The 25,253-nt window shown below is 68.2% G+C and carries 21 protein-coding genes and 4 pseudogenes; 8 read left to right on the plus strand and 17 right to left on the minus strand.

Annotation, left to right across the window (positions count from 1 at the left end):
* Positions 1-11: 11 nt before the first annotated feature.
* Genes ACY0PA_RS35515 through leuC form a run of 4 tightly spaced genes read right to left on the minus strand, consistent with a single transcriptional unit; the run spans position 12 to position 6,311 of the window.
* On the minus strand, positions 12-3,485 hold the full coding sequence (locus ACY0PA_RS35515; RefSeq protein ID WP_473081517.1) for an indolepyruvate ferredoxin oxidoreductase family protein: 3,474 nt from the start codon (positions 3,483-3,485) through the stop codon (positions 12-14).
* A 14-nt stretch (positions 3,486-3,499) separates the two neighbouring features.
* A complete protein-coding gene (locus ACY0PA_RS35520) occupies positions 3,500-4,282 on the minus strand; it encodes an RraA family protein (protein ID WP_473081518.1) in 783 nt (260 codons plus the stop codon).
* Entirely contained in the window at positions 4,279-4,887 is a 609-nt protein-coding gene (gene leuD, locus ACY0PA_RS35525) for a 3-isopropylmalate dehydratase small subunit (protein WP_473086534.1), read from the minus strand. The genes ACY0PA_RS35520 and leuD overlap by 4 nt, the downstream gene beginning before the upstream one ends.
* 26 nt (positions 4,888-4,913) lie before the next feature.
* Positions 4,914-6,311, minus strand: coding sequence for a 3-isopropylmalate dehydratase large subunit (gene leuC / locus ACY0PA_RS35530; protein ID WP_473081519.1), 1,398 nt, complete (start codon positions 6,309-6,311; stop codon positions 4,914-4,916).
* 251 nt (positions 6,312-6,562) lie between these two features.
* On the opposite strand from leuC, the gene ACY0PA_RS35535 reads away from it, so the two are divergent.
* A complete protein-coding gene (locus ACY0PA_RS35535) occupies positions 6,563-7,189 on the plus strand; it encodes a GntR family transcriptional regulator (RefSeq protein ID WP_473081520.1) in 627 nt (208 codons plus the stop codon).
* Between the two features lie 505 nt (positions 7,190-7,694).
* Positions 7,695-8,740: pseudogene (locus ACY0PA_RS35540) on the plus strand (IS3 family transposase); the annotation flags it as partial.
* A gap of 99 nt (positions 8,741-8,839) precedes the next feature.
* Here the strand turns inward: ACY0PA_RS35540 and ACY0PA_RS35545 are convergent.
* The 3 genes from ACY0PA_RS35545 to ACY0PA_RS35555 form a co-directional block, all read right to left on the minus strand.
* Positions 8,840-10,234: an IS30 family transposase gene (locus ACY0PA_RS35545; protein ID WP_473081521.1), complete on the minus strand. Its 1,395-nt coding sequence runs from the start codon at positions 10,232-10,234 to the stop codon at positions 8,840-8,842.
* Entirely contained in the window at positions 10,131-10,862 is a 732-nt protein-coding gene (locus ACY0PA_RS35550) for an IS3 family transposase (RefSeq protein ID WP_473086535.1), read from the minus strand. Before ACY0PA_RS35550 ends, ACY0PA_RS35545 begins: the two co-directional genes overlap by 104 nt.
* 78 nt (positions 10,863-10,940) lie before the next feature.
* Positions 10,941-11,576, minus strand: a complete 636-nt coding sequence (locus tag ACY0PA_RS35555) for an integrase core domain-containing protein (protein WP_473081522.1) — start codon at positions 11,574-11,576, stop codon at positions 10,941-10,943.
* Between the two features lie 269 nt (positions 11,577-11,845).
* On the opposite strand from ACY0PA_RS35555, the pseudogene ACY0PA_RS35560 reads away from it, so the two are divergent.
* Positions 11,846-12,343 (plus strand): annotated as a pseudogene (locus ACY0PA_RS35560) (transposase); the annotation flags it as partial.
* Positions 12,344-12,378: 35 nt separating this feature from the next.
* Here ACY0PA_RS35560 and ACY0PA_RS35565 read toward each other — a convergent pair.
* Positions 12,379-12,998 (minus strand): annotated as a pseudogene (locus ACY0PA_RS35565) (transposase); the annotation flags it as partial.
* A 141-nt stretch (positions 12,999-13,139) separates the two neighbouring features.
* On the opposite strand from ACY0PA_RS35565, the gene ACY0PA_RS35570 reads away from it, so the two are divergent.
* The 5 genes and pseudogenes from ACY0PA_RS35570 to ACY0PA_RS35590 all read left to right on the plus strand — a co-directional run bounded on the left by ACY0PA_RS35570 (position 13,140) and on the right by ACY0PA_RS35590 (position 18,655).
* Positions 13,140-14,075, plus strand: coding sequence for a formylglycine-generating enzyme family protein (locus ACY0PA_RS35570; RefSeq protein WP_473081523.1), 936 nt, complete (start codon positions 13,140-13,142; stop codon positions 14,073-14,075).
* Positions 14,076-14,132: 57 nt separating this feature from the next.
* A complete protein-coding gene (locus ACY0PA_RS35575; RefSeq protein WP_473081524.1) occupies positions 14,133-15,527 on the plus strand; it encodes an IS1380 family transposase in 1,395 nt (464 codons plus the stop codon).
* Between the two features lie 453 nt (positions 15,528-15,980).
* On the plus strand, positions 15,981-17,444 hold the full coding sequence (locus ACY0PA_RS35580; protein WP_473081525.1) for an NHL repeat-containing protein: 1,464 nt from the start codon (positions 15,981-15,983) through the stop codon (positions 17,442-17,444).
* Between the two features lie 216 nt (positions 17,445-17,660).
* Positions 17,661-18,170, plus strand: a pseudogene (locus tag ACY0PA_RS35585) (LysR family transcriptional regulator); the annotation flags it as partial.
* 161 nt (positions 18,171-18,331) lie between these two features.
* The gene (locus tag ACY0PA_RS35590; RefSeq protein WP_473081526.1) at positions 18,332-18,655 is read left to right on the plus strand and encodes an integrase catalytic domain-containing protein; all 324 of its coding nucleotides are present in this window, start codon (positions 18,332-18,334) and stop codon (positions 18,653-18,655) included.
* Positions 18,656-19,269: 614 nt separating this feature from the next.
* Here ACY0PA_RS35590 and ACY0PA_RS35595 read toward each other — a convergent pair.
* The 9 genes from ACY0PA_RS35595 to ACY0PA_RS35635 are packed head-to-tail and all read right to left on the minus strand — an operon-like array spanning position 19,270 to position 25,021.
* Positions 19,270-19,692 carry a holo-ACP synthase gene (locus ACY0PA_RS35595; RefSeq protein ID WP_473081527.1) on the minus strand — a complete coding sequence of 141 codons (423 nt, stop codon included), beginning with the start codon at positions 19,690-19,692 and terminating at the stop codon, positions 19,270-19,272.
* A complete protein-coding gene (locus ACY0PA_RS35600; protein ID WP_473081528.1) occupies positions 19,692-20,492 on the minus strand; it encodes a hypothetical protein in 801 nt (266 codons plus the stop codon). Before ACY0PA_RS35600 ends, ACY0PA_RS35595 begins: the two co-directional genes overlap by 1 nt.
* The gene (locus ACY0PA_RS35605; protein WP_473081529.1) at positions 20,489-20,758 is read right to left on the minus strand and encodes a phosphopantetheine-binding protein; all 270 of its coding nucleotides are present in this window, start codon (positions 20,756-20,758) and stop codon (positions 20,489-20,491) included. Before ACY0PA_RS35605 ends, ACY0PA_RS35600 begins: the two co-directional genes overlap by 4 nt.
* Positions 20,755-21,735, minus strand: coding sequence for a 3-oxoacyl-[acyl-carrier-protein] synthase III C-terminal domain-containing protein (locus tag ACY0PA_RS35610; RefSeq protein ID WP_473081530.1), 981 nt, complete (start codon positions 21,733-21,735; stop codon positions 20,755-20,757). Before ACY0PA_RS35610 ends, ACY0PA_RS35605 begins: the two co-directional genes overlap by 4 nt.
* Positions 21,735-22,559: a class I SAM-dependent methyltransferase gene (locus tag ACY0PA_RS35615; RefSeq protein WP_473081531.1), complete on the minus strand. Its 825-nt coding sequence runs from the start codon at positions 22,557-22,559 to the stop codon at positions 21,735-21,737. The genes ACY0PA_RS35610 and ACY0PA_RS35615 overlap by 1 nt, the downstream gene beginning before the upstream one ends.
* 53 nt (positions 22,560-22,612) lie before the next feature.
* The gene (locus tag ACY0PA_RS35620; protein WP_473081532.1) at positions 22,613-22,858 is read right to left on the minus strand and encodes an acyl carrier protein; all 246 of its coding nucleotides are present in this window, start codon (positions 22,856-22,858) and stop codon (positions 22,613-22,615) included.
* Positions 22,855-23,301, minus strand: a complete 447-nt coding sequence (locus ACY0PA_RS35625; RefSeq protein WP_473081533.1) for a holo-ACP synthase — start codon at positions 23,299-23,301, stop codon at positions 22,855-22,857. Before ACY0PA_RS35625 ends, ACY0PA_RS35620 begins: the two co-directional genes overlap by 4 nt.
* Positions 23,298-24,152, minus strand: coding sequence for a class-II aminoacyl-tRNA synthetase family protein (locus tag ACY0PA_RS35630; protein ID WP_473081534.1), 855 nt, complete (start codon positions 24,150-24,152; stop codon positions 23,298-23,300). Before ACY0PA_RS35630 ends, ACY0PA_RS35625 begins: the two co-directional genes overlap by 4 nt.
* Complete coding sequence (locus tag ACY0PA_RS35635; protein WP_473081535.1) at positions 24,149-25,021, minus strand: diiron oxygenase; 873 nt, start codon at positions 25,019-25,021, stop codon at positions 24,149-24,151. The genes ACY0PA_RS35630 and ACY0PA_RS35635 overlap by 4 nt, the downstream gene beginning before the upstream one ends.
* Positions 25,022-25,253: the final 232 nt, after the last annotated feature.

The raw sequence follows: 25,253 nt of genomic DNA on the forward strand, positions 1-25,253 counted from the left end.
GGGGGCGTGGATCAACGAGGCCCGGCGGCGGGGGCCGAGGAGTGGTCCGAGAGGCGGTCGAGGTCGGCCCGGGCCCTGGTCAGGTCACTGCGGTACGTGGCGACGTTGGCGACCTTGATCTGCTCGTAACCGCGTACCCGGTCGGGGAGTTCGGCCAGCTTGAGGATGGTGGCCAGGGTGTCCGGGTGCAGGTGGGGGAGGGCGTGCTCGATCGCGGTGCGGTATTCGGTGATGAGGTCGCGTTCCATGCGCCGTACCGGATGCCATCCGAAGACGTCGAGCTTTGTGCCGCGCAGCCGTCGGGCCGCGCGGAGTGCGGTGAAGACGGGGCGGGAGGCGGCGCCGAAGCCGATCTTCTTCTTCATGCCCAGGGCGCGCAGGATCGGCGGGTGGAGTTGTACGCGGTAGCGGGCGTCCACGCCGAACTCCTGCGAGACCGTCTCGTCGAGACCGGCCTGGAGGACGAGGCGCGCGACCTCGTACTCGTCCTTGTAGGCCATCAGCTTGTAAAGGTGGCGTGCCACCGCCTCGGTCACGGTCGTCGATCCCGGTACGGCCGCGCTCTCGCGGACCCGGACCTGCTCGACGAACTCGGCGTAACGGCGGGCGTATTCGATGTCGGAGTAGTCGATGAGGTCCGGTACGCGGATGTCGAGGAGGCGGGCGAGTTCGGTGCCGGGGACGGCGTTGACCAGTTCACGAACACCTGTCGCATCAGGCAATGCGGGGGAGGGCGCCTGTGGCCGCTGCGGACGTATGAGGTTCTCGACCGCTGCCGGGTCGCTGACCAGCTGGCGGCCGCGCCGGAAGGCCTGGATGTTGGTCTTCGCCGCGGCGCCGTTGAGCGAGATGGCGTGCTCCAGGGCCGTGGCGCTGACCGGGAGTTGGCCGAGCTGCCAGGCGACACCGACGAGCAGCATGTTGGCGTACTGCTCGTGACCGAAGAGCCGCTCGGCCATCTGAGCCGCGTCCACGCCGAGATGCCTGCGGGCGGCCGATGCCAGGGAGTCACGGACCTGGTCGACGTCCGGGAAGCGGATGCCGGTGTCGACGACCATGTGTCCGGTGGGAACCTCGGCAGTGGAGGCGACCACGGTGGTGCGCGTGGGATCGGCGACCTTGAGGTGCGTCGGGTCGGTTCCGACAAGGGAGTCACAGACCAGGTAGAGGTCGCAGCCGGATGCCGGGATCTTCGAGGCGACCTCGCGGTCGGTGATCCTGATGTCGGACACGACCGCACCGCCCTTCTGCGCGAGGCCGGTCTGGTCCAGGCTCCGTACGGAGCGTCCGTCGATGACGGCGGCCGTGGCGACGATCTGGGCGACGGTGACGACGCCCGTGCCGCCGATGCCGGTGATCCGCAGACTGAAGTCACCGCCGGTTTCCTGCACTTCGGGTACGGGGAGGCCGTCGGCCTCGATGTCGGCGGCCCTGGCCCGCCGGGGCTTCTGCTCGCCCACGGTGACCGTGACGAAGGAAGGGCAGTCGCCCTTCAGGCACGAGTAGTCGAGGTTGCACGAGGACTGGTGGATGCGGGTCTTACGGCCGTACTCCGTCTCCACCGGGTGCACCGACAGGCAATTGGACTTCTCGCCGCAGTCGCCGCAGCCCTCGCAGACCCGCTCGTTGATCATTACGCGAGTACGGGGCGTCTCCGCCTTTCCGCGCTTACGCTTGCGCCGCTTCTCCGCCGCGCACTCCTGGTCGTGGACGAGCACCGTGACGCCGGGCACCGCCGCCAACTCTTCCTGGATGACTACGATTTCGTCGCGGTCACGGATCTGCACCTGCGAGGGCAGGCCCTGGCGGCGAGTGCGTCGTACATCCTCGGACGTCACCACGACCTTGCTGACGCCCTCGGCGAGCAGCAGCCGGACAAGCCGGGGCAGCGAGAGCTCGCCGACCGGGTCCTGGCCGCCGGTCATCGCGACGGTGGAGTTGTAGAGGAGCTTGTAGGTGATGTTGGCGCCCGAGGCGACCGCCGCACGCAGGGCGAGGCTGCCGGAGTGGGTGAACGTCCCGTCGCCGATGTTCTGGATGAAGTGGTTCTCGGCGACGAACGGGGCGATGCCCAGCCACTGGGTGCCCTCGCCGCCCATCTGGGTCAGCCCGAGCACCTTGCCGGTCTGCTTGTCATCGGTGAGGAGCACCATGCCGTGGCAGCCGATGCCGGCACCGACGACGGAGTCGTCGGGGACCTTGGTGGAGCTGTTGTGCGGGCAGCCGGAGCAGAAGTACGGCGTCCGCGTGAGCAGGGGCAGTGCGGTACGCGTACGCGGGAGCTGTTCCTTCCAGGCCCGTACGGACTCGATGCCGTGGACGTCGCCCAGTCGGCGGGCGAGCGCCTTGGCCACCTGGTCGGCGTCCAATTCGCCGACCGGACTGACGAGTTCGTGCCCATGGTCGTCATGCTTGCCCAGGACCAGAGGGGAGTCGGGGAAGCCGTAGAGGAGGTTACGGACAGCGTCCTCCAGGAAGGGGCGCTTCTCCTCCACCACGATGATCTCTTGCAGGCCTTGCGCGAAGTCGCGGATCTCGGTGGGGTCGAGCGGCCAGATCATGCCGAGGCGGAGGAGGCGGATTCCCCGGCGTTCCAGCTCGTCCTGGTCGAGGCCGAGGCGGCCGAGCGCGTCGCAGACGTCGAGGTAGGTCTTGCCGGCGCAGACCAGACCGATGCGGTCGTCGGGTGTGTGTGTCACGACCCGGTTGAGTCGGTGGGCGGCAGCGTAGGCGAGTGCGCGCGGCAGGCGTTGGGAGATCTGGCTGCGCTCGAGGTTGATGAGGTTGGGGGCTGCGAGTATCGCGTCGGGGCGGTGGTCACCAGCCTCAAGGGTGGGGGGAGGTGGGGTGCGCACTGTCGCGGTGCATGCGCCGTCCGCCACCGCCGTGGTGATCTTCATGGCCGACCACAGGCCGGAGTGGCGCGACATCTCCACCGCGTGCCGCCCCATCTCGAGCACGTCCTGCGCGTCGGCCGGATACAGGGTCGGCATCTGCAGATCGGCCAGGGTGTACTCGGAGGCGCACGGCAGCGAGGAGGACTTGCCGGCCGGATCGTCCCCGGCCAGGGCGACGGCGCCGCCTCGCGGATGGGTGCCGACCAGGTTGGCGTGGCGCAGCGCGTCGGAGGCCCGGTCGAGACCGGGGGACTTGCCGTACCAGTAGCCCGTGACGCCGTCGACCTTCAGGCTGCCGGCCTGGTCGGCGAGCTGGGAGCCCATCACCGAGGTGGCCGCCAGCTCCTCGTTCACACCGGGGAGGTGGACGTGGTCGAGACCCTCGAACAGGGCTTTGCGGCGGGCGAGTTCCATGTCGTAACCGGCCAGCGGGGAGCCCTCGTAACCGGAGACGAGCGAGCCCGTACGCAGGCCGCGCTCCCGGTCGGCCAGGGCGTTGTCGCGCACCATCCGCACCAGGGCCTGGATACCGGTGAGGTACGCGGTTCCCTCGCGTACCGTGTAGCGATCGTCGAGTGAGAAGTCCATGGGTGCTCCCCGGGTCAGTCCGCTACGCGGGTCGTGCGCAGGGCGCGGACCAGCTCTTCGAGATCGGTGGCGGCGGCGATGGCCGCGGTCAGTTCTTCCTCGCCGGCATGGGCCGACAGGCACCGCTCGGCCACGGTGGGCACGAGCGCGTGGGGGACGATGCAGATGCCGTCGGCGTCGCCCACGATGTAGTCGCCCGGCCTGACCGGTCGGCCTGCGATGTTCACGACGTCATTGAGGGCGACCGCTTCCACCCGGTGGCGCGCCGCCAGGGGGCTGCTGTGCCGGCTCCAGACCGGGAGTCCGGATTCGACGATCGCGGTGGTGTCCCGGACCGCGCCGTCGACCAGACAGCCGGCGACACCGGCTTTCAGCGCCCACTGCGCGGAAAGCCCGCCCATGACGGCGGAGTTCGCGCCCCCGCAGTCCATGACGGCGACGTCGCCAGGCCGCGCGACGGCGTACAGGTCGCGGTCACCGGCGAGGACGGCGGCGCGGGCGGCTCGGTGGGTGGCGGGCTCGCCGTGCACACCGACATAGCGCACGGTCACGGCCGGTCCACACATCCGCATCCCGGGCGCCAGCGGCGCAAGGGCGTCGGTGCCGAGCACGGCGCCCGCCCCCACCTCGTCCAGCGCGTCCGCCACCAGCGAGCTCAAGCCGGGGAGCGCGGCCCAGGACTTCAACGGGCCCGGGTCATGGCGCGGCACCTCGGTCGTATGGATGCGCTCCGGATCGACCTGGCCGAAGAGCCGGCGCCGGATGCGTTCGGACTCGGAGGTTGTCGTGACGCTCATCGGGCGGCCCCGTCCGTCACACGCGGCATCGTGGGGCGCCGCCGCGACTCGAAGTCCGCGATCTCGTCGGCGTGTTCGAGGGTGAGGGCGATCTCGTCGAGGCCGTGCATGATCCGCTGCCGGAAGGGCTCGGGGTAGTCGAAGTCGTAACAGGACTCCCCGCAACGGACCGTCCGCTGCTCCAGGTCCACCTCGATGCGCGTGCCCGGTGCTTCCTCCAGCCGGTCCCACAGCTCTTCGATGTCCGCCTCGCTCATCTCGGCTGCGAGGAGGCCGTTCTCGACGGTGTTGCCCCGGAGGATGTCGGCGAAGCGTGGCGCGAGCACGACACGGAAGCCGTAGTCGACGAGCGCCCACACCGCCCATTCGCGTGAGGACCCGGTGCCGAAGTCGCGGCCGGCGACGAGGACCGAAGCTCCTTCGTATGCGGGGTTGTTGAGTACGAAGTCGGGGTCCTTGCGCCATTCGGCCATCAGCGCGTCGGCGTGGCCGGTCCGGGTGAGCGGGATGTTGAAGATGCGCTGGGAGGGATAGAGCTGGTCGGTGTCGACGTTGTCGCGTCGCAGGGGGACGGCGATGCCGGTGTGGGTGATCAGCGGTTCCATGGTCATCCTTGTCTTCGTCGTCATCCTCAGAGTTCGCTCGGTGCGGCGAGGCGGCCCGCGACGGCGGTGGCTGCCGCGACGGCGGGGGAGACGACGTGTGTCCGTACGCCTGGTCCCTGTCGGCCCTCGAAGTTGCGGTTGTTGGTGGAGGCGGCGCGCGTGCCGGGGGCGAGGACCTCGCCGTTGATCGCTACACACATCGAGCAGCCGGGGGCGCGCAGCGGGACTCCGGCCGCGGCGAAGATCTTGTCGAGACCCTCGTCAACCGCCTGTCGGCGTACCGCTTCCGAGCCCGGTGAGAGATGCACCCGGAGGCCGTCGGCCACCGTGCGCCCCCGCCAGATGTCCGCGACCTGGCGCAGGTCCTCGATCCGCCCGTTGGTGCAGGACCCGATGAAGACCGCGTCGACCGGGATCGATCCCATCGCAGTGCCCGGCTGGAGATCCATGTAGGCCAGGGCCCGTTCTGCCGCCGCCTGTTCGACCGGGTCGGTGAAGGAGTCGGGGGCAGGGACGGCGCTGGTCAGCGGGACGCTCTGGCCGGGGTTGGTGCCCCAGGTGACGCGTGGGCTGAGCGTGCAGGCGTCGAGATGGACCTCGCGGTCGAAGACGGCGTCCGGGTCGGAGACGAACTGCGCCCAGTGCTCCTTCTCCGCCTCGAAGGCCTCGCCCGCCGGGACGTGCCGGCGTCCGGCGAGGTAGGCGAACGTGACCTCGTCGGGGGCGACGAAACCGGCCCGGGCTCCCGCCTCGATGCTCATGTTGCACAGCGTCATCCGCTGTTCCATGGACATCGCCCGGATCGTCGAGCCCTGGTACTCGATGACGTGCCCCTGGCCCCCGGCCGTACCGATCTTCTCGATCAGAGCCAGGGCGACATCCTTGGCCGAGACACCGGCGGGCAGCTCGCCCTCGATGGTGACCCGCATGTTCTTCATCCGCGTCATCGGCAGGGTCTGGGTCGCCAGGACGTGCTCGACCTGGCTGGTCCCGATGCCGAAGGCGAGAGCCCCCAGGGCGCCGTGCGTCGAGGTGTGCGAGTCGCAGCACACGATGGTCGTCCCCGGCTGGGAGAGCCCGAGTTCGGGGCCGATGACGTGCACGATGCCCCGCGACGCGTGGCCGAGCTCGTACAGCTCGATCCCGAACTCCTTGCAGTTGCGGCGGATGTGCGCGACGAAGGGCTCCGCGATCGTGCCCGTCAGGTCCTGCGCGGTGTCGATGGTGGGGGTGACGTGGTCCTCGGTCCCCAGGGTGAGGTCGGTGCGGCGGACGGTGCGCTGCTTGGCGCGGAGGTTGTCGAAGGCGACCGGGGTGTTCGTCTCGTGGATCAGGTTCAGGTCGATGTACAGCAGGTCGCGGCCGGCGTCGTCGGTCCTGACGACGTGCGCGTCCCAGATCTTGTCGGCTGCGGTCTTCGGCACGTTGCCACTCACTCCTCATCGACAGGTGGCACCTCCGAGCACCGATCGGCTCAGAGATATATCTGTAATACTCTGGAGATGTGCGTGAACTATGCCGAGCGTCACACCAGGCGTCAAGAGAGATAACCTGGCCTTCCGAATTCCGGCCGCATACCGGGTCCCCTGGCCCGGGTCCATTGCGAGCGAAAGGCAGATCAGTGGCGCAGAGCGAGTCCGCCCTCCCGCCGCAGGCAGGTGGTGCACGCCAGTCCATGACGGAGCGCGTCTACGAGGCCCTCAAGCACGACATCCTCACCGCGCGCCGCCGCCCCGAGAGCCTGCTGCTCGAGCACGAACTGGCCACGGAGTACGGGGTGTCCAAGACCCCGGTCCGCGAAGCGCTGCGCCTCCTCGTGCACGAGGAGTGGGTCCTTGTGCTGCCCCGCAAGGGCTACATGGTGCAGCCGCTGCGCTTCGACGACGTCCGGGAGATCTACGCGATGCGTCAGCTGATCGAGCCGTATCTGGTGGTGGAGGCGGCGAAGCGGGCCATGCCCGAGGATTTCGACCGCCTTCAGGGCCTCGTGGACGTGCAGGAGGCGGCCACCGATGTGGATGCCGCCCTGGACGCTGCTGCCGCCTTTCACGTGGGCATCGCCGAGCTCGCGGGCAACCGGCGGGCGGCGCGAACGCTCAAGGGGTTCGTCGAGGAGGCGCGACGGATGTACCACCTGGCGCCCCATATGGACCGGCGCCTGCACGAGCAGGCCGAGTTGACCGACCACCGTGCGCTGGTCGAGGCGATGCGGCGGCAGGACACAGCGCAGGCGCATGCCGTGATGGAACGCCACTTGCAGGAATCGCTGCGTCAGAAGCTGGAGGGGCTGACCAACTTCTGACGGGCGGGGTGCGGGGTGCGGGTCGGTATCCCGTGGTTACTCGCCCTGCGGGAAGTCCGTCGACGCGGCCAGGGCATCCTGGGTGCGGAAGCCGGCCAGGCGGTGTTACAGGTGGTCGATGGTGCTGGTCAGGGCCTGGGAGCTGAGGACCATGCACAAGGGTGCGAGGTGCCGGTCGACGGTGCGCTTGCCGAAAACCTCATCCGCGCAGGTTAGGGCGTGTCCCGGTTTCCGTGTATGCCCCGCCTCAGAGTGCGTTGTGGACAATCACGCCGTCGGCCATGGCCAGGTGTCGCTTCTCGCCGAACAGTTCGGCAAGCATCATGCCGGGGTGCTCGATGGGGTCACCACGTCCCTCCAACGGCACTCGCGCCCGCCACACCGTTCCGTCGTGCTCGACAGTGATGTCGGCCCACTGTCGTGAAGGGGCTTCGATGGCGATTCCCCCCGGTAGGTAGACATCATGGACACTGGGCCTGAGGGTCCGGAGAGAGTGATGTCACCGATGGTGATGAAGGTTTACTCCTCGGAGTTCAAGGCGGATGCCGTGGCTCTGTACGCGTCGGACCCCGACCTCACGATCGCGCAGGTCGCCCGCGATCTCGGGGTGAACGCGGAGACCCTGCGGAACTGGATCCGCAAGGACCGCACGACCACCGCGGGCGGCCGCACGGCAAGGAAGAACATGACCACTACCACCGGGCCCGACGGGGCCGGCCGGAGCCTTGAGGAGCTCCAGGCCGAGAACGACGCCCTGCGGGCGGAACTGCGGGCGGCCCGGAAGGAGGCAGCCACGGCCACCGAGGAGAGGGACATCCTGCGCAAGGCGACGAAGTTTTTCGCGCAGGAGATGAGCTGGTGACCAGCCGCTACCAGTTCATCGAGGATCAACGCACCGACCATGAGGTCACGCGGCTGTGTCAGGTGCTCGGCGTGAACCGCTCGGGCTACTACAAGTGGGCCGGCGCCCACGAGGCCCGCGTTCTGCGCGAGCGTGAGGACGTCGAGCTCGCCGGGAAGATCAAGGAGATCCATGCCGCCTCCGGCGGCGCCTACGGATCTCCCAGGATCACCGCCGAGCTCCGCGAGGCCCCCGACGCCGGGATTGTCAACGAAAAGCGCGTCGCCCGGGTGATGCGCAAGTTCCGCATCGTGGGGACCCACCTGCGCAAGAAGATCCGCACCACCGTGCCCGAGCCGTCCGCGACCCCGGTGCCCGACCTGTTCCAGCGGGACTTCACCGCGACCGCACCGAACCTGAAATACATGGGCGACATCACCTATCTCCCCCTCGGCGACGGGAAGTTCCTCTACCTGGCCACCGTCATCGACTGCTTCAGCCGACGCGTCGCGGGTTGGTCAATCGCCGGCCACATGCGCGCCGAACTCGTCGAAGACGCACTGAAGATGGCTGCCGCTACCCGCGGCAACCTCGACGGGGCGATCTTCCACAGCGACAACGGCGCCCAATGCGCATCGAAGGACTTCGCCAAGCTCTGCCGGAAACTCGGCGTGAAACGCTCCCGCGGCGCGGTCGGCACCAGCGCGGACAAGCGCTTGTCCGCGCTGGTGCCGACTGATCCGATACTCGCCGCGAGGCCGGCGGCGTCGAGGTGTTCGGCCAGCTTGAACGACGTGTATTGACCGGATTCAACCGGTCGTTGCAACACCAACTTGTTGAAGCAACTGTAGCTGCTCGTTGAACGCCTCGGCGGGTGTCTTCCAACCGAGCGTCTTGCGGGGTCTGCTGTTGAGAGTGTGAGCGACGGCCTCGACTTCCTCGGCGGACCATCTCGAGAGATCGGTGCCTTTCGGGAAGTACTGGCGCAAGAGCCCGTTGGTGTTCTCGTTCGTGCCACGCTGCCACGGACTATGCGGATCGGCGAAGAAAACCGGAATGCCCGTCTCGACTCTGAATTGCGCATGGGCCGACATCTCCTTGCCGCGATCCCAGGTCAGCGACCGTGCCAGCTGTTCGGGCAGCGTCGACATCGTATTGGCGAGGGCGGTCTTCATCGTGATCGCCCCATAACCGGCCAGCGCAGGACCGTTCTTGACCGATTGCTTGTGCCGGTACCCTTCCTCGCGCGGCAGGTGAACCAGCATCGTGAATCGAGTTGACCGCTCAACGACAGTGCCGATCGCGGACCGCTCCAGCCCGATGATCAGGTCGCCTTCCCAGTGGCCAGGAACGGCACGGTCCTCGACTTCGGCAGGCCGTTCACTGATCAGCGCTTCGGGCGTCACATGCGCCCAGGTCTTGCGGCGCGAACGAGCGCGCGGGGCACGCAGTGCGCGGCCCGTGCGAAGACACAAGATCAACTCTCGCTTCAGCGCCCCACGGCCCTGAACGTAGAGAGCCTGGTAGATCGCCTCGTGGCTGATGCGCATGGACTCATCATCCGGGAAATCAACCTTGATCCGGTTCGCGATCTGTTCCGGACTCCACGCCTGCACCCACGCGCGGTCCTTGCGGTGCGGCTTGTTCCGCCCCGTCCACGCGCCTGTCGAAGGTCCTGCGATCGCCCTGCCGCCAGGCGTGCTGATCTCTCCGGACAGCCGCTCCTGGACGTATGCGTGCAACCGCGGATTGGCGACCAGCTTCGATGTCTTCGGGCGGCGGGCGGCCATGTCCGACTTCCATTGCGCGACCGAGGCCCGGTAATCGAGCTTCCCGCCCCTGGTGCCCGCGTTGCGCCGCAACTCGCGGGAAATCGTCCCCGGATCACGGCCGACTTGCGAAGCGATTTCACGAACGCCCATGCCTTGGGCGTTGAGGAGCGCGATCTCCTCCCGCTCAGAGAACGACAGGTACCTGCCCGAATTCGGCTTCGGATCGAACGGTCGCATGCCGCCACACTGCCGAAACCAGCGCGTGGCCACCGCCGGCGCCACGCCGATAACCCCGGCCGCTTCCTCCGCGAGGAGACCTTTGGCGATTTCATCCCAGAACGCTGCTTCGATATGACGCTGAAATTTCGGATGCCCCGGAGACCTCAACTTTGGCCGGATCGCCCGATCGGCTGCCTGCTGACGACGAACCATCCCACACCTCGCTGATCATGAGGTGTTGCGACGACCGATTGAATCCGCCTTGTGATCCCGCATCCGAGTGATGGATCAACTCCCCGCGCACATAGGGATGTTGATCGCGGTCGCGTTGCCACAGGGCCATCTCGAGTGCGTCCAGGACGAGTTGGGTCTCCTTCGTCATGGCCGCCGACCAGCCGACGATGCGGCGGGAGAAGGTGTCCACGACGAAGGCGACGTAGACAACGCCGGCCCAGGTGGTCACGTGAGTGAAGTCCGCGACCCAGGTGCGGTTCGGGGCGTCGGCGACGAAGTTGCGGTCGACGCGGTCCGGGGCCCGCTCGGCCTTCTCGTCCGGGATCGTTGTGATCACCCTCTTGCCGCGGACGGCGCCGGTGATGCCCAGCTCGCGCATGAGCCGTTCGACGGTGCAGCGGGCCACCGCGAGGCCCTGGCGGTTCAGCTCGCGCCAGATCTTTCTCGCCCCGTAGACACGGTAGTTGGACTGGTAGACCTCGTTGATCCTCTCCTTCAGCTCGGTGTCCCGCACGACCCGGGCCGACGGTGAGCTGCGGCGTTTGTGGTGGGCGTAGTAGGTGGAGGGGGCGATCTTGCAGTCGTGGTCGGTGAGGACCCGGCAGATCGGCTCGACGCCTGAAGGGTGTCAAAATCTCCAAACATGCTGTGAGCTGGGGTTTTCCTGCTGGGGAGTGATGGTTCATCAGGAGGCTCGGTGGTACTCGTTGAGGAGTCCGCCGAGGATCTTTCGGCGTCGGACGCGCCCTGCGGGGAAGGGGATGACGGTGGGGTCGTCGCCGGGAGCGCGAAGGTCCAGGCTTCGGTGGGCCCTTGCGGTGTTGTAGTGCGTCGCGTACTGGTCCAGCACGGTGCGCAGGTGGCGTTGACCGAAGATCAGTATCCGGTCGGTGCACTCGGCTCGGGCGGTGCGTATCCAGCGTTCCGCGAAGGCGTTCATCTTCGGTGCTTGTGGGGCGGCCTTGAGGACCTGGATGCCGTTGCCGGCGAACACCGCGTCGAAGGCCTGGGTGAACTTGGCGTCGCGGTCCCTGATCAGGAAGCGGAACGGGTGGGCGCGGTCCCCGAGTTGGAGGAGAAGGTTGCGGGCCTGCTGGGTGACCCAGTCGCCGGTTGGTTGCGTGGTAGCGCCGAGGACGTGGACGGTCCTGGTGCCGACCTCCATCACGAAGAAGACGTACAGGCGCTTCAGGTTGATCGCGCAGTCGACGTGGAAGAAGTCGGTCGCCGGCAGGGTGTCGGCCTGCGTGTGCAGGAACGCACGCCAGGTGTGCTCGGTCGCGCGGGTCGGCGCGGGTGGGATCTTGTTGCGGAGCAGCACTCGGCGGATGGTCGCGGTGGCCCAGGCGGCGCAGTTCTCCCTGGACCCGGACGTATCCCCAGGTCGGGTTGTCGTGGGCCAGACGGAGGATGAGTGCGGTGAGTTCCTCGGCCAGCGGCGGTCGGCCCGACTTGGCCGGTTGCTGTCGCCACTTGCGGCGTACCAGGCGGCGGTGCCAGGTCAGGAGCGTGCCGGGGGTGACCAGTCGATGGCGGCGGAGCAGGGCGGGCAGGCTTCGGGCCAGGGCGGACAGGATCGCGCGGTCGGCCACCCAGAGCGTGAAGACCTCCACCAATGTGCCCGTGACCAGCCAGGGAACCGATGCCGCCAAGAAGATCGTGGGCAGGAAGCGCGGCATCCTGACTGACACGCTCGGCCTCATCCTCGCTGTGACCGTCACCGCAGCCGGCCTCTCCGAGAACACCCTGGGAATACGCCTCCTCGACCAGGCGAAGGAGGCGTACCCGACCATCTCCAAGAGCTGGGTCGACACCGGGTTCAAGAACGCCGTCGTCGAGCACGGAGCCCAGCTCGGAATCGACGTCGAAGTCGTCAACAGAAACCCCGGAGTTCGTGGATTTCACGTCGTAAAGAGGCGCTGGGTAGTGGAGCGGAGTATCGGGTGGATCATGATGCATCGACGCCTCGCCCGCGACTACGAAACCCTCACAGCCAGCTCCGAAGCCATGATCCACGTCGCATCCATCGACAACATCGCCAAGCGCATAACGGACGAGACCACGCCAACCTGGCGAGGAACCTACTAGGACAGAAAGGGCAATCTGCCTAGATCAAACGCCCTCTGAGGGCTGTCGGCTGCCTGTCCTGCGGTCAGGACGAACGACAACGGACGGCACTTGCGGTCTGCTGCGAGATGAACCTTGCTCGTCAATCCGCCACGGGACCTGCCGAGCAGGGCTTCCTTCAAACGGAGCTTGCGCCGTCGCCTGATGTGCCGCCGCTCTTCCCGGCCAGGGTCGTCACTTCCGTCGTGTCCGTTCTGTTCCGGCGGGCCGCCCCCTTTTGCCGGGCCCGCTCCTGGTCGGCGGCGGCTTCCTCAAGGGCGTCCATGACCTCCTTGCCGATGCACATCCCGGCGGCGTCGTGGTGGGCGCGGGCGGTCGTGGAGTCCACGCTGACCAGGGACAAGTCCGTCTTCCCCTGCCGGGCGGCCTCGGCGATCACACCTTCCAGCAGTGTGGTGAACACGCCGGCGTCCCTCCAGACCCGGAAGCGACCGTAGACCGTCGGCCACGGGCCGAACTCGCCCGGCATCTCCCGCCACTGACTGCTGGTGCGGAACCGCCAGATCACCCCTTCGAACTGCTCCCGCAGCCGCTCGGGGTACGGGCCGTACTCGCCTATCGGCAGGAACGGCTCGATCAACTTCCATTGTCGGTCGGTGAGTTGCCTTCGCGTCACGACTGTCTTCCTACCGGATCCGCCTTCCAAGTGGATCCGGTTCGACAATGTTGATCACGACATCACACAGGCCCAAGTGCGGGCACCCCGCCGGGAGCGGCACCGGCTGCCGCACCCGCCCCAGCACTTCAGGAGGGAACCATGTCCTGCTGCACACCCGGCCGAGGGCAGGCCGCGCCCCAGGCGATCCAGACGGCTGTCGTCCTCACGGATCCGGCTGCGCTCCGGGTCGCCAGGCCGCTGATCGACCTGCCCGGCGGACGCTTCCTGATGGGCACCGACGACCCGGACGGCGTCCCCGCCGACGGCGAGGGCCCAGTCCGCGAAACGGAGATCGGTCCCTTTCGGATCGCCCCAACGACCGTGACAAACGCCCAGTTCGCCTCCTTTGTGAAGGCCACCGGCCACATCACCGAAGCCGAGGAGTTCGGCTTCTCCTACGTCGTCGACGTATTCCTCCCCGACCGGTTCGCCGCCACCTCACCACCGATACCTGGGACCCCGTGGTGGCGAGCAGTGTCCGGCGCGACCTGGCGCCATCCCTCAGGCCCCGGCTCGTCCTTCGAGTCCCGGCAGAACCACTCCGTCGTCCACGTCTCGTGGAACGACGCCCAGGCCTACTGCTCCTGGTCCGGCACCCGCCTGCCCACCGAGGCCGAGTGGGAGTTCGCCGCCCGCGGTGGCCTGGAGCAGCGTCGCTACCCCTGGGGCGACGAACTGGCGCCCGGCGGCCGGGATATGTGCAACATCTGGCAGGGCGAATTCCCCACCCGCAACACCGGGCCGCACGCCCGCTTCGGCACTGCCCCGGCGAAGTCGTACCGCCCCAACGGATACGGCCTGTACAACACGGTTGGCAACGTCTGGGAATGGTGCGCAGACTGGTTCAGCTCCGACTCCCACCGCACCGGCCTTCGCCAGGACCCGTCCGGCCCACCCACCGGCACGAGCCGCGTCATGCGCGGCGGCTCCCATATGTGCCACGACTCGTACTGCAACCGGTATCGCGTCGCGGCCCGCAGTTCCAACACCCCCGACAGCTCCACGGGCAACATCGGCTTTCGCGTGGCTCGGTGATCTTGTCAAGGGGCTCCGGGGTCGGGAGGTGCTTCAGGTACCGCCCGCCCTTGTGGCGTGAGGAGCAGCGGTCGGAGCCATGCCGAACAACTCCAGCTGCACCACCGGCCGCTGTTCGGCAGAGCCGCTTCGGACTCCACCGCCCATCGCACCCTGGCCGCTCTGGATGAAACCGCCCTGGACAAACTCGCGAAGGCCCGCCGGAAGGTGCGTCGGCATGTGTGGTCGCTGCTGCACCTCCGACCCGGCGGCTTCCCCTGGCTGAACGTGGCGGGCAAGCGCCTGACGGGCTGGATCGTCATCGACATGGACGCCACGCTCATCACGGTGGCCTCCAAGAAGACCGGGGCGGCCGTCACGTTCAAGAAGACCTTCGGCTTCCACCCGCTGGCGGCCTGGTGCGCGAACACGGGCGAATCGCTGGCGATGCAGCTGCGGGCGGGCAATGCCGGCGCGAACACGGTGGCCGACCATGTCCGGGTCCCGGCCGCCGCGCTGGCTCAGATACCGCACTCCTCCCAGGCCAAGATCCTCATCCGCGTCGACGGCGCCGGTGCCACCCATGGCCTGCTGGAACGCCTCGAAGCGTTGAACACCGCCCGTCGCCCGGTGCGTTACTCGGTGGGGTGGAAGATGACCGACGCTGACGAGAGGGCCATCGCGAAACTGCCCGTGGACATCTGGGAGACCTCGCTGAAGCACAAAGGAGATCTCCAAGAGGGCTACTTCGTCGCCGAGTTGAGTGATCTGAACACCCGCGACGGCTGGCCGGAGGGGATGCGACTGATCGTGCGCCGGGTCAGGCCGTCGGGGCGGCAGCTGGGGAAGCTGACCACCTTCGAGGAGAAGACCGGCTGGCGCTACAGCATCACCGCCACCAACATCTGCCACATGTGGGGCATCGCCGGCTCCCACCAGAGCCAGTTCCTCGACGTCCGGCACCGCTCGCATGCCGGGGTAGAAGATCGGGTGCGGACGAACAAGGCCATGGGCCTGCACAATCTCCCGTACAAGTCCTGGGAGATGAACCGCGGTTGGATGCTGGGCGCGAATCTCGCCGCAGATCTGGACGCCTGGGTCCGGCTGTTGGCCCTGCACGACATCGATGACCTCGCGGACGCCGAACCCGACACCATGCGTTTCCGCCTCTATCACCTGCCCGCACGCCTCACCACCCACGCGGCGCCGCTGGCTGCGAATCGATTCCACCTGGTCCTGGGCGACGACGTTCACCACCTGCTGGCAACGGCTCACCGACCTGCCGGCCGTCACCTGACGGCCAGACACCGCCCCGACGAAGTCCAGGAAGGAGGAAGACCAGCAGCACTCCGGGCCCGTGGAACCCGGCGCGCCCGCAGCGTCATTCGACGGCCCACCTCGAATGGCGCGAGGACATTACGGGCGAACCGCCGAGCCGATCAGCGACCGACCCCGCTGAAGAATCGAGGTTGACGTGATCACGCATCGCTTGATTGTCTTCCGGTATGTATCCGGGAGCATTTCTGACGGCGCGGCGCCATGTCGACTTTGTTCGACTTTCCGCCAGCCTGTGTAGGCCCTTGGTGGCCCGCGTGCGCACGTCATACACCCGGATCTCACGACGCACTTGCAGGTGAGCGCATGCGCCTCACCTCAGGCAGAGTCGCCCGAGACTCATGACGCGACGGTTGGCGCCCTTTCCCGGCGCATGACGATCGACGCGGCAGCCGACAAATAGGCGGCGCCCGCCTGGTGTTTCCGCTTTCGCCACGCTGAATTGAAGTGCGGAACCTGTCGGGCATGTGCCCGCTTTTTCATTCTGTCGAACCGTGACACCCGGCAGTCGATTTTCCACCAGCCCGTACTGCTGCCTGCCCATCCGGGCCGACACGGCCCGAGGGCTTATCCCGACCCCAGGAGACCTGTATGCCTTCCGCTGACCCCGGCCGTTCACGGCCGAGACGACTGCTCGTCACGGCCCTCACCGCGGGGGTGATCGCCGCCGCGGCAGCGGCCCCGGCGAGTGCCACCGGCTCGGTTTTCACACCGGTGCCGCCGCACAACCCCTACGCCGGCCCGGACGGCACGGCCACCATGCACGGGGACACCGGTTCGTCGGACACGACGCCTCTGCCCGGGCCGGGGGCCGGCACCCTCACCTCGAAGCGGGTGGCGCTCGCGTCGGCCTGCCCGACGGTGCTGGTCGGCTCGGACGGCTATCCGGTGGCACTGTGCACGTCCATCTTCGGGCAGGTCCCCACAGTCCATCTGCTGGACCCGGACGACGGCAGCTCGATCGCCGAACTCACCCTGACCAAGGGGTCGTTGCTCGGCGGGGTGTATGCGTACATCGATCAGGACGACCGGCTTGTCGTGGTGGACGGGAGCAGGTCGCTCCTGCGGATCGGCCATCACCAGGACGCGGACGGTGACTGGACCCTGACGGTAGATCAGAAACTGCCGTTGACTTCAGCGATACCCGAGGGCGACGCCGTGACCGGGCTGTCGCCGGACTGGCAGGGACGGGTGTGGTTCGCGACCGGCAACGGGCTGGTGGGCACCGCCGACGACCGCACCGGCACCGTACGCACCCTGCAACTGCCCGATGGGGAAAAGGTGGCGAACAGCATCTCCACCGCGCCCCAGGGCACGCTCGTTACCACGACCCAGGCGACCTACCTGCTGACCGCAGACGCTGACGGCATCCCACGTATCTCCTGGCGGCAGGCGTACGACCGCGGTTCGGCGCGCAAGCCGGGGCAGCTCAGCTGGGGCAGCGGCTCCACGCCCACCTTCTTCGGGCCCGGTGACGGGACGGACTACGTGGCCATCGTGGACAACGCGGACACCCAGGTGAAGCTCCAGGTGTACGAGACGTCGACCGGCCGGCGGATCTGCTCCACACCGGTGCTGCTGGCCGGTGGGGCGGGCAGCGAGAACTCCCCGATCGGCGCGGGCCGCAGCGTCTTCGTGGCCAGCACCTACGGCTACCCATACCCGGCGGTGCCGGACGGCGCCGGGGACAGCGTGCCCGCATCGGCTGACTTCACCGGCGGGCTGACCCGGGTGAACGTCCGCGCCGACGGCTTGGGCTGCGATCTCGTGTGGGACAACACACTGCGGTCGGCGGCCGTGCCCAAACTGTCGCTGGCGGACGGCAAGCTGCACACGGTGCTGCGCGACCCGCTGATCCCGGGCACGTCCGGCACCAGCCTCCTCGACCCATACCGCTATGCGGAGATCGATCCGGACACCGGAAAGGTCACCCGCAGTTCCCAGGTCGGCATCGGCTCCCTCTACGACACCCTCCAGATGGCCGGCACGGCGGCACCGGGTGGGGTCTACTACCAGGGGACGGTCACGGGCGTCCTGCGGATCACCGCCGAGTGACGAACACCGTCCAGTGATCGACACCGCCGGGTGACGGGCACCGTGAGGATCCTGGGAGGCCCCCGTCGAGGGCCTCCCGAGATCCTCGCCGTCCGTCGTCCGAGCAGGTCCCCGGCGCACACCTCCGCCGTGGGAGGCATGCCCCTCGAACGTCCGTCGTCCTCACCAGGGCCATCCCCTTTGAACAGGCCTGGCCGGAAAGGCATCCTTACTGCGGTGCGGATGGACCAGCTCGAATACGTCGCCGCGGTCACACGGCTGGGGTCGCTCCGGCGCGCCGCCGAGCAACTGCATGTGTCCCAGCCGGCGCTCAGCGAGACCGTCCGCAACCTGGAGCGCGAACTTGGCGTGGACCTGCTGGAGCGCAAGCGTTCCGGGGCGAAGATCAGCGACGAGGGCCGCGAACTGCTGCCGCACATCATGAGCGTGCTGGATGCCGTCGATCGGCTGCGCGGCGCGGCGGGCGACCAGCACCGCATCAGCCGTATGGTCCGGCTCGGCACGGTCAACACGGCGACCGTCCCCCTGCTCATCCCCACGGTCCGCGAGTTCCGCGCAGCCCATCCGGTGACGCAGGTCGAGGTGGTCGGTACGCAACAGACCGAGATCCACCGCGGACTGAAGGAGGGCGCCTTCGACCTGGGCCTGGTGAACTACCTCGAGGGCGACGACGTGCCGCCGGACTTCGAGACCATCGAACTCCTGCGAAGGCGCCCGGTGATGTGCGGTCCAGCCCCCGGCCCTGACGGCCGAAGGACGTTCTGCGGTACTGGAGTTGATGAACAGCGCCGAGTACGCTGAGCTGCCGCCCGCACAGATCTGGGCCCGCGAACTGGATGCCAGGCGCTATCACTGCTCCGTCTCGACGATGTACCGGATCCTGCGCGGTGCCGGAACTGGCCGCCACCGCGCCGTCGCAGGTGTTCACCTGGGACATCAACAAGGCGGCCGGGCCCGCCAAGGGCGCCTGGTATCACGCCTACGTCATCATCGACACCTTCAGCCGCTACATCGCCGGCCACACCGTGGAACGGGCCGAATCGGCCAAGCGGGCCGAGGAGTTGATCCGCGAGACCTTCGAACGCAACGGCATCGTGCCCGAGACCGTGCACGCCGACCACGGCACCTCGATGACCTCGAAGAGGGTCTCCCAGCTGCTGATCGACCTCGGTGTCACCAGGTTGCACTCGCCGGCCGAAGGTCAGCAATGACAACCCCTTCAGCGAGGCGAACTTCAAAACGATCAAGTACGCGGCGGACTACCCCGCCCGGTTCGACTTCCTCGCACTGCCCGGGAGTGGTTCGACGCCTTCATCGCGTACGAGCACCGGCATTCGGGCATCGGCCTCCACACACCTGCCAGCGTACACTTCGGCACCGCCGAAGAGGTCCGTGACCAGCGGGCCGTCACCCTCGCCGAGGCACATGCCCGGCATCCCGAACGCCTCGGACGCCGTCCCAGACCACCCGAGATACCGCAGACGGCATGGATCAACGACCCGGCCAAGCGCAAAGAGCCCGCACCACAGACCTCGTAGCATCACGACCTCTCACTGGACTTGAAATCTTCCGCGCCCACAGCCTGCGCCACTGCCGATACCACGACATCGCAAAGACCCACGTCCAGCATGTGCTCACCGCCGCCGGAATCAACATCATCCGCCTCAGCGCATGCCTCCCGCCCGGCACCACCCCACCGCGTCCAATCAGACCAGCCAGCCATTTTTTCGGCGCCTCTGCCGGAGCTTGGCCATCTGAAGATCACCAACAGCATCCAGAACGAGTGCCAGAGCCACGACTCAACGACAGGGCCGGCCAACAGGCGTCACACGGTGGCGAGGAAGTCGGCCGGGTCGATGTGCCGGCCGTCCTGCCCTTCCTCCAGGGCGAGCGCCACGGCGAAGGCGAGGTCCCCTTTGTGGGTGAGGGAGACCCGCACCTCCGTGATGCCCGCCGCTGCGGCCCGGTCGGCGGCTGCGCCCGTCAGACGGACGAGAGGTGCGCCCTCGTCCGTCCGCAGGACCGCCACCTGACAGGGGCGGACCCCGCCCGTCACCCCGGTGCCGAGCGCCTTCAGCACGGCCTCCTTGACGGCAAAGCGGCCAGCCAGGAACTCCCGGCCACGGTCTGGTCCGAAGCCGGCCGCAATCGCCAACTCCCCGTCCGCGTAGGCGAAGGCACGGAACCACGGGCGGGCCAGCAGCCGGTCGAGTTCGCCGAGGCGGAGCAGGTCGACGCCGATCCGCATCAGCCGGTGGCCGGCGCGGTGGTGAAGACCGCGTGGTGGCTGCGGCCGGTGCGCGGGTCGGTGTCGCGCAGGACGACCGTGCGGTAGCCGTGCTGCCACTCCTGCCAGTGCGAGGCCAGCTCCAGCCACACCCCCGTGCAGTAGGTGCCGGACGGCGCGAGGTGCACATCTGATGCTTCCGGTACGTCCCCCTCTGTCGAGCAGGGGCCGAGGACGTACAGGGTGCCGTCCCCGTCCGGCCCGTCGGGCAGGGGACCCGATCCCACCCGGGCCAGTCGCAGGCCTCCGGGGCCGGATGCCGCCCGCAGCACCAGGGCGGCGGCCGAGTCGGTCAGCCCCTTCTCCTGGACCAGGGGGACCTCGGTGGGCAGGGTGGTCTGCTCCAGTACGGCGAGCACCACCTCGGCGGCCCGGCCGGAGTGCGCGAAGGCTGCCGCGATGCGCAGCGCCGTGAACGGAGCCGCCAGCCCCTGCTGGGCGAGGGCGAAGTTGACCGCCTCACCGCCGAGGAGCTCGGTGAGATGGGGTGCCACGGCGGTGAACGGGACCACGTCCGGCAGGGCATGGGCGACGATCAGCAACTGGGGACGGGCGTCGCGCACACCCTCGGAGTCAGCCAACCGGTCAGCGAGTTGACGATGGGTCACATGTCGCCCAGTGGCGAGGAGTTCCTCGTCCGGCTTGGCGCCGAAGGGCCCGAGGAGGTCCTCGAAGAAGCCGAGATGGTCCTGGATGGCGCCGGCCCCTGGGCCCTCGGGCGAGCGCACGGAAGCGGTGGCTTGGAGTACGAGGCCGGTCATGGTCCCTCCTCTCCCGCGCTCAGCAGCCCCTCGACGTAGTCGGCGAAGGAGCGGACGGAGCGCAGGTGGTCGATGTCGAGGGTCTCGGGGTCGACGGCGACACCCGTGGAGTCCTCGACCAGGAGCAGGAGTTCGAGCACGGACGAGGAGTCGAGGCGGAGGTCGTCGAAGAGGCGGGTGTCCTCGGTGAGGTCGGTGATGTGCCGTTCGAGGACCTCACCGAGACCCTTCTCGATCGCCGAGATCACCTCCTGGCGGGCGGTCATGCCGCTGCCGCCTCCTTCCCGCGGGCGCGCTGGCTGCGATGGGTGATCACCATCGCCCCGAAGGTCGCGCCGAGGCCGACCGAGACAAGGACGTAGTGGGCGCCGTCGGTCAGCCGTCCCTCGTCGCGCAGGGTCGTGTAGTTGACGAAGACGTCGGAGGCGAAGGTGTGGCTGTAGCGGGGCACGTTGTCCAGGAAGACCATCTCCGCGGGCACGTCGAGGGCCTTGATGGTCTGGCGCCACGCCAGCATGTTGACGTTGTGCGGGATGATCAGGTCGATGTCGGCGAAGCTCAGGCCGGCCTCGTCCACCGCCCGGTGGATGACCTCGGCGATCCGGGTGCCGTACTGCTCGCCGAACTCGGTGTTCTGCTCGGGAGTCAGCTCCAGCCACTCGGCGTACTCGCCCAGGGTGCGGGTGACGAACGAGCGCACCCGGTCGCCGGTGCCGTCCAGGGTGACAAGGCAGGCGGCCGCGGCATCCGCCATGATCGCGGTGTTGGGGATGTGCTGGACGACCGGCGAGTAGGCGCGTTCGCCCGTGACCATCAGGGCGTACGCATTCTCGTCGCCGTCCGCGCGCAGGAGCTCGCCAACCACGTCGAGGGCGCCGAGGCTGGAGACGCACGCCTGGTGACTGAGCCCGAACGCCTCTGCATCTGTCAGTCCCAGGTCGTCGCGGACGACCTGGGCGACCTCCACATCGGGGGGTGCGACGGCCTGGGTGGTGTGGGCGTAGACCAAGTAGGCCACGCGTGCGCCCTCCGGGAGGGCGTCCAGGGCGCCGCGGGCGGCGGGCAGCAGCAGATCGAACAGGTTCAGCTCCGGATCGAAGCGCAGGGTGTCGAGTCCGTAGAACTTCCGGAAGACTCCCAACGCGGCGCGGCGCAGACCGAGATGCTCGCCGAGCTCCTCGATCCGCAGGCTCCGCTCGGGCAGATACGACTCGATGCGCTCGAGGGTGGTGTGTGTGGCCATCAGCTGGCCACGGTCTCGGCGCGGATCAGCCACAGACGGTTGGCGCCGCGCCGGCTTCTGGGCTGGACCTGGTAGGGCCAGCGGCCCTCGCCGGCGCCCGGCTCGCCGGGCTCCTTGAGGTCGGTGACCTTCCAGCCGTTCGCGGTGAGGAACTCCTCCGGCTCGTCGGTGCCGAAGATCCAGGGGGTGCCGTCCGCGGCCAGGGTGTCCAGGAAGCGCTTGGTGAAGGGGGAGCGCAGCAGGGCGCGGCCGAGGATGTCGAAGGCGAGGCGGCTGCCGGGCGCGGAGGCCGAGGCGAGCAGTTGCAGCAGTCCCGCCGCCTGCTCCTCGGTCAGGAAGAACGTCAGCGCCTCCGCGACCCACAGGGTGGGCTTCGTCGGGTCGAAGCCGGCCTGCTCCAGATCGGGCAGCCACTCACCGGTCAGGTCGGCGGAGACCTCCCGCCGGTCGGTGCGCGGGGTGGCGCCAAGGGCGTCGAGCCGGCGGCGCTTCTCTGCTATGAGCGGGCCGTGGTCCACCTCGAAGACCGTGATGCCGTCGGGCCAGTCCAGGCGCAAGGAACGGGTGTCCATGCCGGCGGCGATGAGCACGACCTGGGTGATCTCGCCCTCGGCGACGGTCGACTCGATGGACTCGTCCAGGTACTTGGTGCGGATCGAGATGAACGGCAGCAGTCCGCCGCCCTCGTAACGGTCGATGAGTTCGAAGCCCTTGGGCGCCGCGAGGTCACGGGCCAGCGGGTCGGTGTAGAGCGCGTCGTCGCGCTCGGACTCCAGGGCCCGGGCGGCGGCCATCCACTGGGCGGTGTACGAGACTGCATGCATCGTTCGTCCTCTTTCGGGGTCGTCGTCGATCAGGAACGCGGTCGGGAGCGCGGTCAGGCGAAGAAGGCCTCCTGGATGGTGGCCAGGGTCTGGAAGTCCTCGACGTCGATGGTGTCGAAGTCGATCTCCCTGCCGCTGGCGTCCTCGATCGCGTAGACCAGCTCGACGAAGGCGAGCGAGTCGACCAGGCGGTTCTCGATGATGTTGACGTCGTAGGCCAGCTCGGTGCGGTCCGGGTGGCGTCCGAGGATCCAGTCCCTGACCTTGTCGATACCGGTGGTGTCCACGGCGGAGCTCATGGTGTTTCCCTTCGGGCGGTGGTGGCTTGGGGGAGTGCTTGTGCGTGCTGTGGGGCGGGTGGGGTGGCGACGGCTGCCGCCACGGCGACGGCCCAGCCGGCGTCGTGGCTGATGCTGATGTCGATAGGTCCGAGGCCGGCCTGTTCGGAGAGTCGGGCGGCCCGGCCGGTGAGCCGGAGCATGGGCCGGCCGCCGGGGCCGGGAAGGATCTCGGTGGAGAGCCACGGGACCGGCCCCGAGGCCGCCCCGAAGAGCTTGAACACGGCTTCCTTGGCGGCCAGTCGGCCGGCCGCGCCAGCCTCGTCGGACAACTGCCGTTCCGCGGGCGTCAGCATGCGGTGCAGGGCCGGTCCCGACTGCGGCTCGAGCAGTTGCGGGATCCGGGAGAGGGGGACCAGGTCCACGCCTATACGCGGCCGAGCGGCAGCGGCGGGACCGGTCATGCTGATGGCGCTGGGCGTACGGCAGCGGCGGCGCCGCGTACGGCCTCGAGGGCGGCGGCCAGATCGGCGTTGTAGGCCTCGGAAAGGACGGCCAGCCAGCGCTCGAGGCCGAAGGCCACACAGGAGGTGAAGGCGTGCTCGCCCGCCGCGAGGCGGATGTCGCAGCGCTCGCCGAAGAAGTTGCGGTGCGTGTTGACCGAGGCGATGGCCAGGTCGCCGTACTGGAACTCGTACTTGACCGGGCTCAGCTTGGCCATCAGGGCGCGGGCGCCGTCGTTCTTGAAGAACGGGTCGCTGGCGGCCTCCCGGGTGAGGCCGAGGCCGAGTTTGCCGGCGAAGGCCTCGATGCGGTCGGTGAAGCGAGCGATGACCTGTTGGGTGTGCTCGTAGCTTCCGAGGGCGACGATCTCGCGCATCTGGAAGCTGGCCAGACGGCGCAGTCCGCCGTAGTGGTCCTCGTTGCGGAAGCAGCGGTTGACCAGCGTCACCAGGGTGTCGCCGGGCAGGCTCGTGCCCTCGTGGTAGAGATACGCGCCGTAGCAGGTGGCGTGCGGCAGGCCGTAGCGGACCTCGCGCACCGTGGACGGGGCGAATCCGCCGTCCACCGGCTTGACCTCGCCCTGGTCCAGGTCGAGTCCGCCCGCGACCCAGGCGAGCTGCGGGAAGTTGGCGTAGACGTCGAACTTCTCCAGGTCGGTCACGGGATACAGCGGCGGCGGGCTGATCTCCTCCGCGCCCGCCTCCACCCCCCAGCCGCCGAAGATCTGGTCGAGCTCGCGCACGAGCCGGGTCGCCTCCGGGCCGAGGATGGCCAGGGCGCGCTCGCCGGAGCTGCCGGTCAGCCGGTTCACCGGATGATTCCCGTCTTCTGGAGGAACTTGGCCGTCTTGCGGAAGGTCTGCTCCTCGGCCCGTTGCCGGGCGGGTGAGGCCAGCAGCGTGCGGCGTGCCTCGTGCGGGTTGTCCAGGCCCGCGTCGCGGTAGACCTGAGGGTGGTACATCGACTCGTAGCTGTGGGTCATATAGCGCTTCAAGTAGGCGGAGATCTCTTCCAGTTCGGCCTCGGTGGCGGTGGCCTTGACGTCCTGGAAGAGCAGCTGGACCAGTTCGCGGCCGAAGGCGATGTGCCGGGACTCGTCCTGGTGGTGGATGCGGTTGATGGCCCGGATGGTCTCGTGCAGGCGTCCGTCGGCCGCCATGGCGGAGTTGTAGTGGTCCACCAGCTCCTCGAAGATCATGATCCGGGCGAAGACCAGCAGGCTCTCCACCTTCGCCGAGGGGACCGCGCCACTGCCGCCGGCCGGCTGCCGGTAGATCTTCCCGTTTCCGTAGCGCAGGCAGAACTCGGCGAAGAACCACATGTGTTCGTTCTCCTCACCGATGAAGTGGTGGAAGAACTCCGAGGGCGCCTCGAAACCCTTGGTGTGAATGCGGTTGACCACTTCGACGAGGAGCTCCCGGATGCCGTGCACATTCAGGCTGTAGAAGTTGATGCTCTCGTAGCGGGAAAGCGCCTGAAGTTGCTTGACGCTCAGCGAATCGGCGAGTTCGGTGCCATGGGTGGTGGTGAGTTCGGGGCTCATCCACCACATGTCTTCCGGTAGTTGATCGGGCCACTCGAAAAGCCGGTACGGATTATAGTAATCGTCGATCGACTTCGCGCTCAGGCGGCCCAGTATTCCCTGGAACCGTTCACTGCGGTCGATGACCTCGCTGACCATGGAGTAATGGCCTCCGATCGGCTCGGGACTGTGTCGTCGACGAATGTAAGGCGGCGCTCGCGCGGGGCTCAACGGCCGGAAGCGGCCTGGCCTGGACCGGACAGTGCTCCCGATCCATGTCCAGGAGTGGTCTAGACCCGCTACCGTCGAGGGACGGCCGCTCCGTCGGCGTCGATGTGCGGCAGTGCTGAGGGATTCGCGCGAATTGATCCGGTCGAGTTCCGGACCGGAC

The sequence above is a fragment of the Streptomyces sp. DS1-CR2 genome (genome assembly GCF_055760475.1).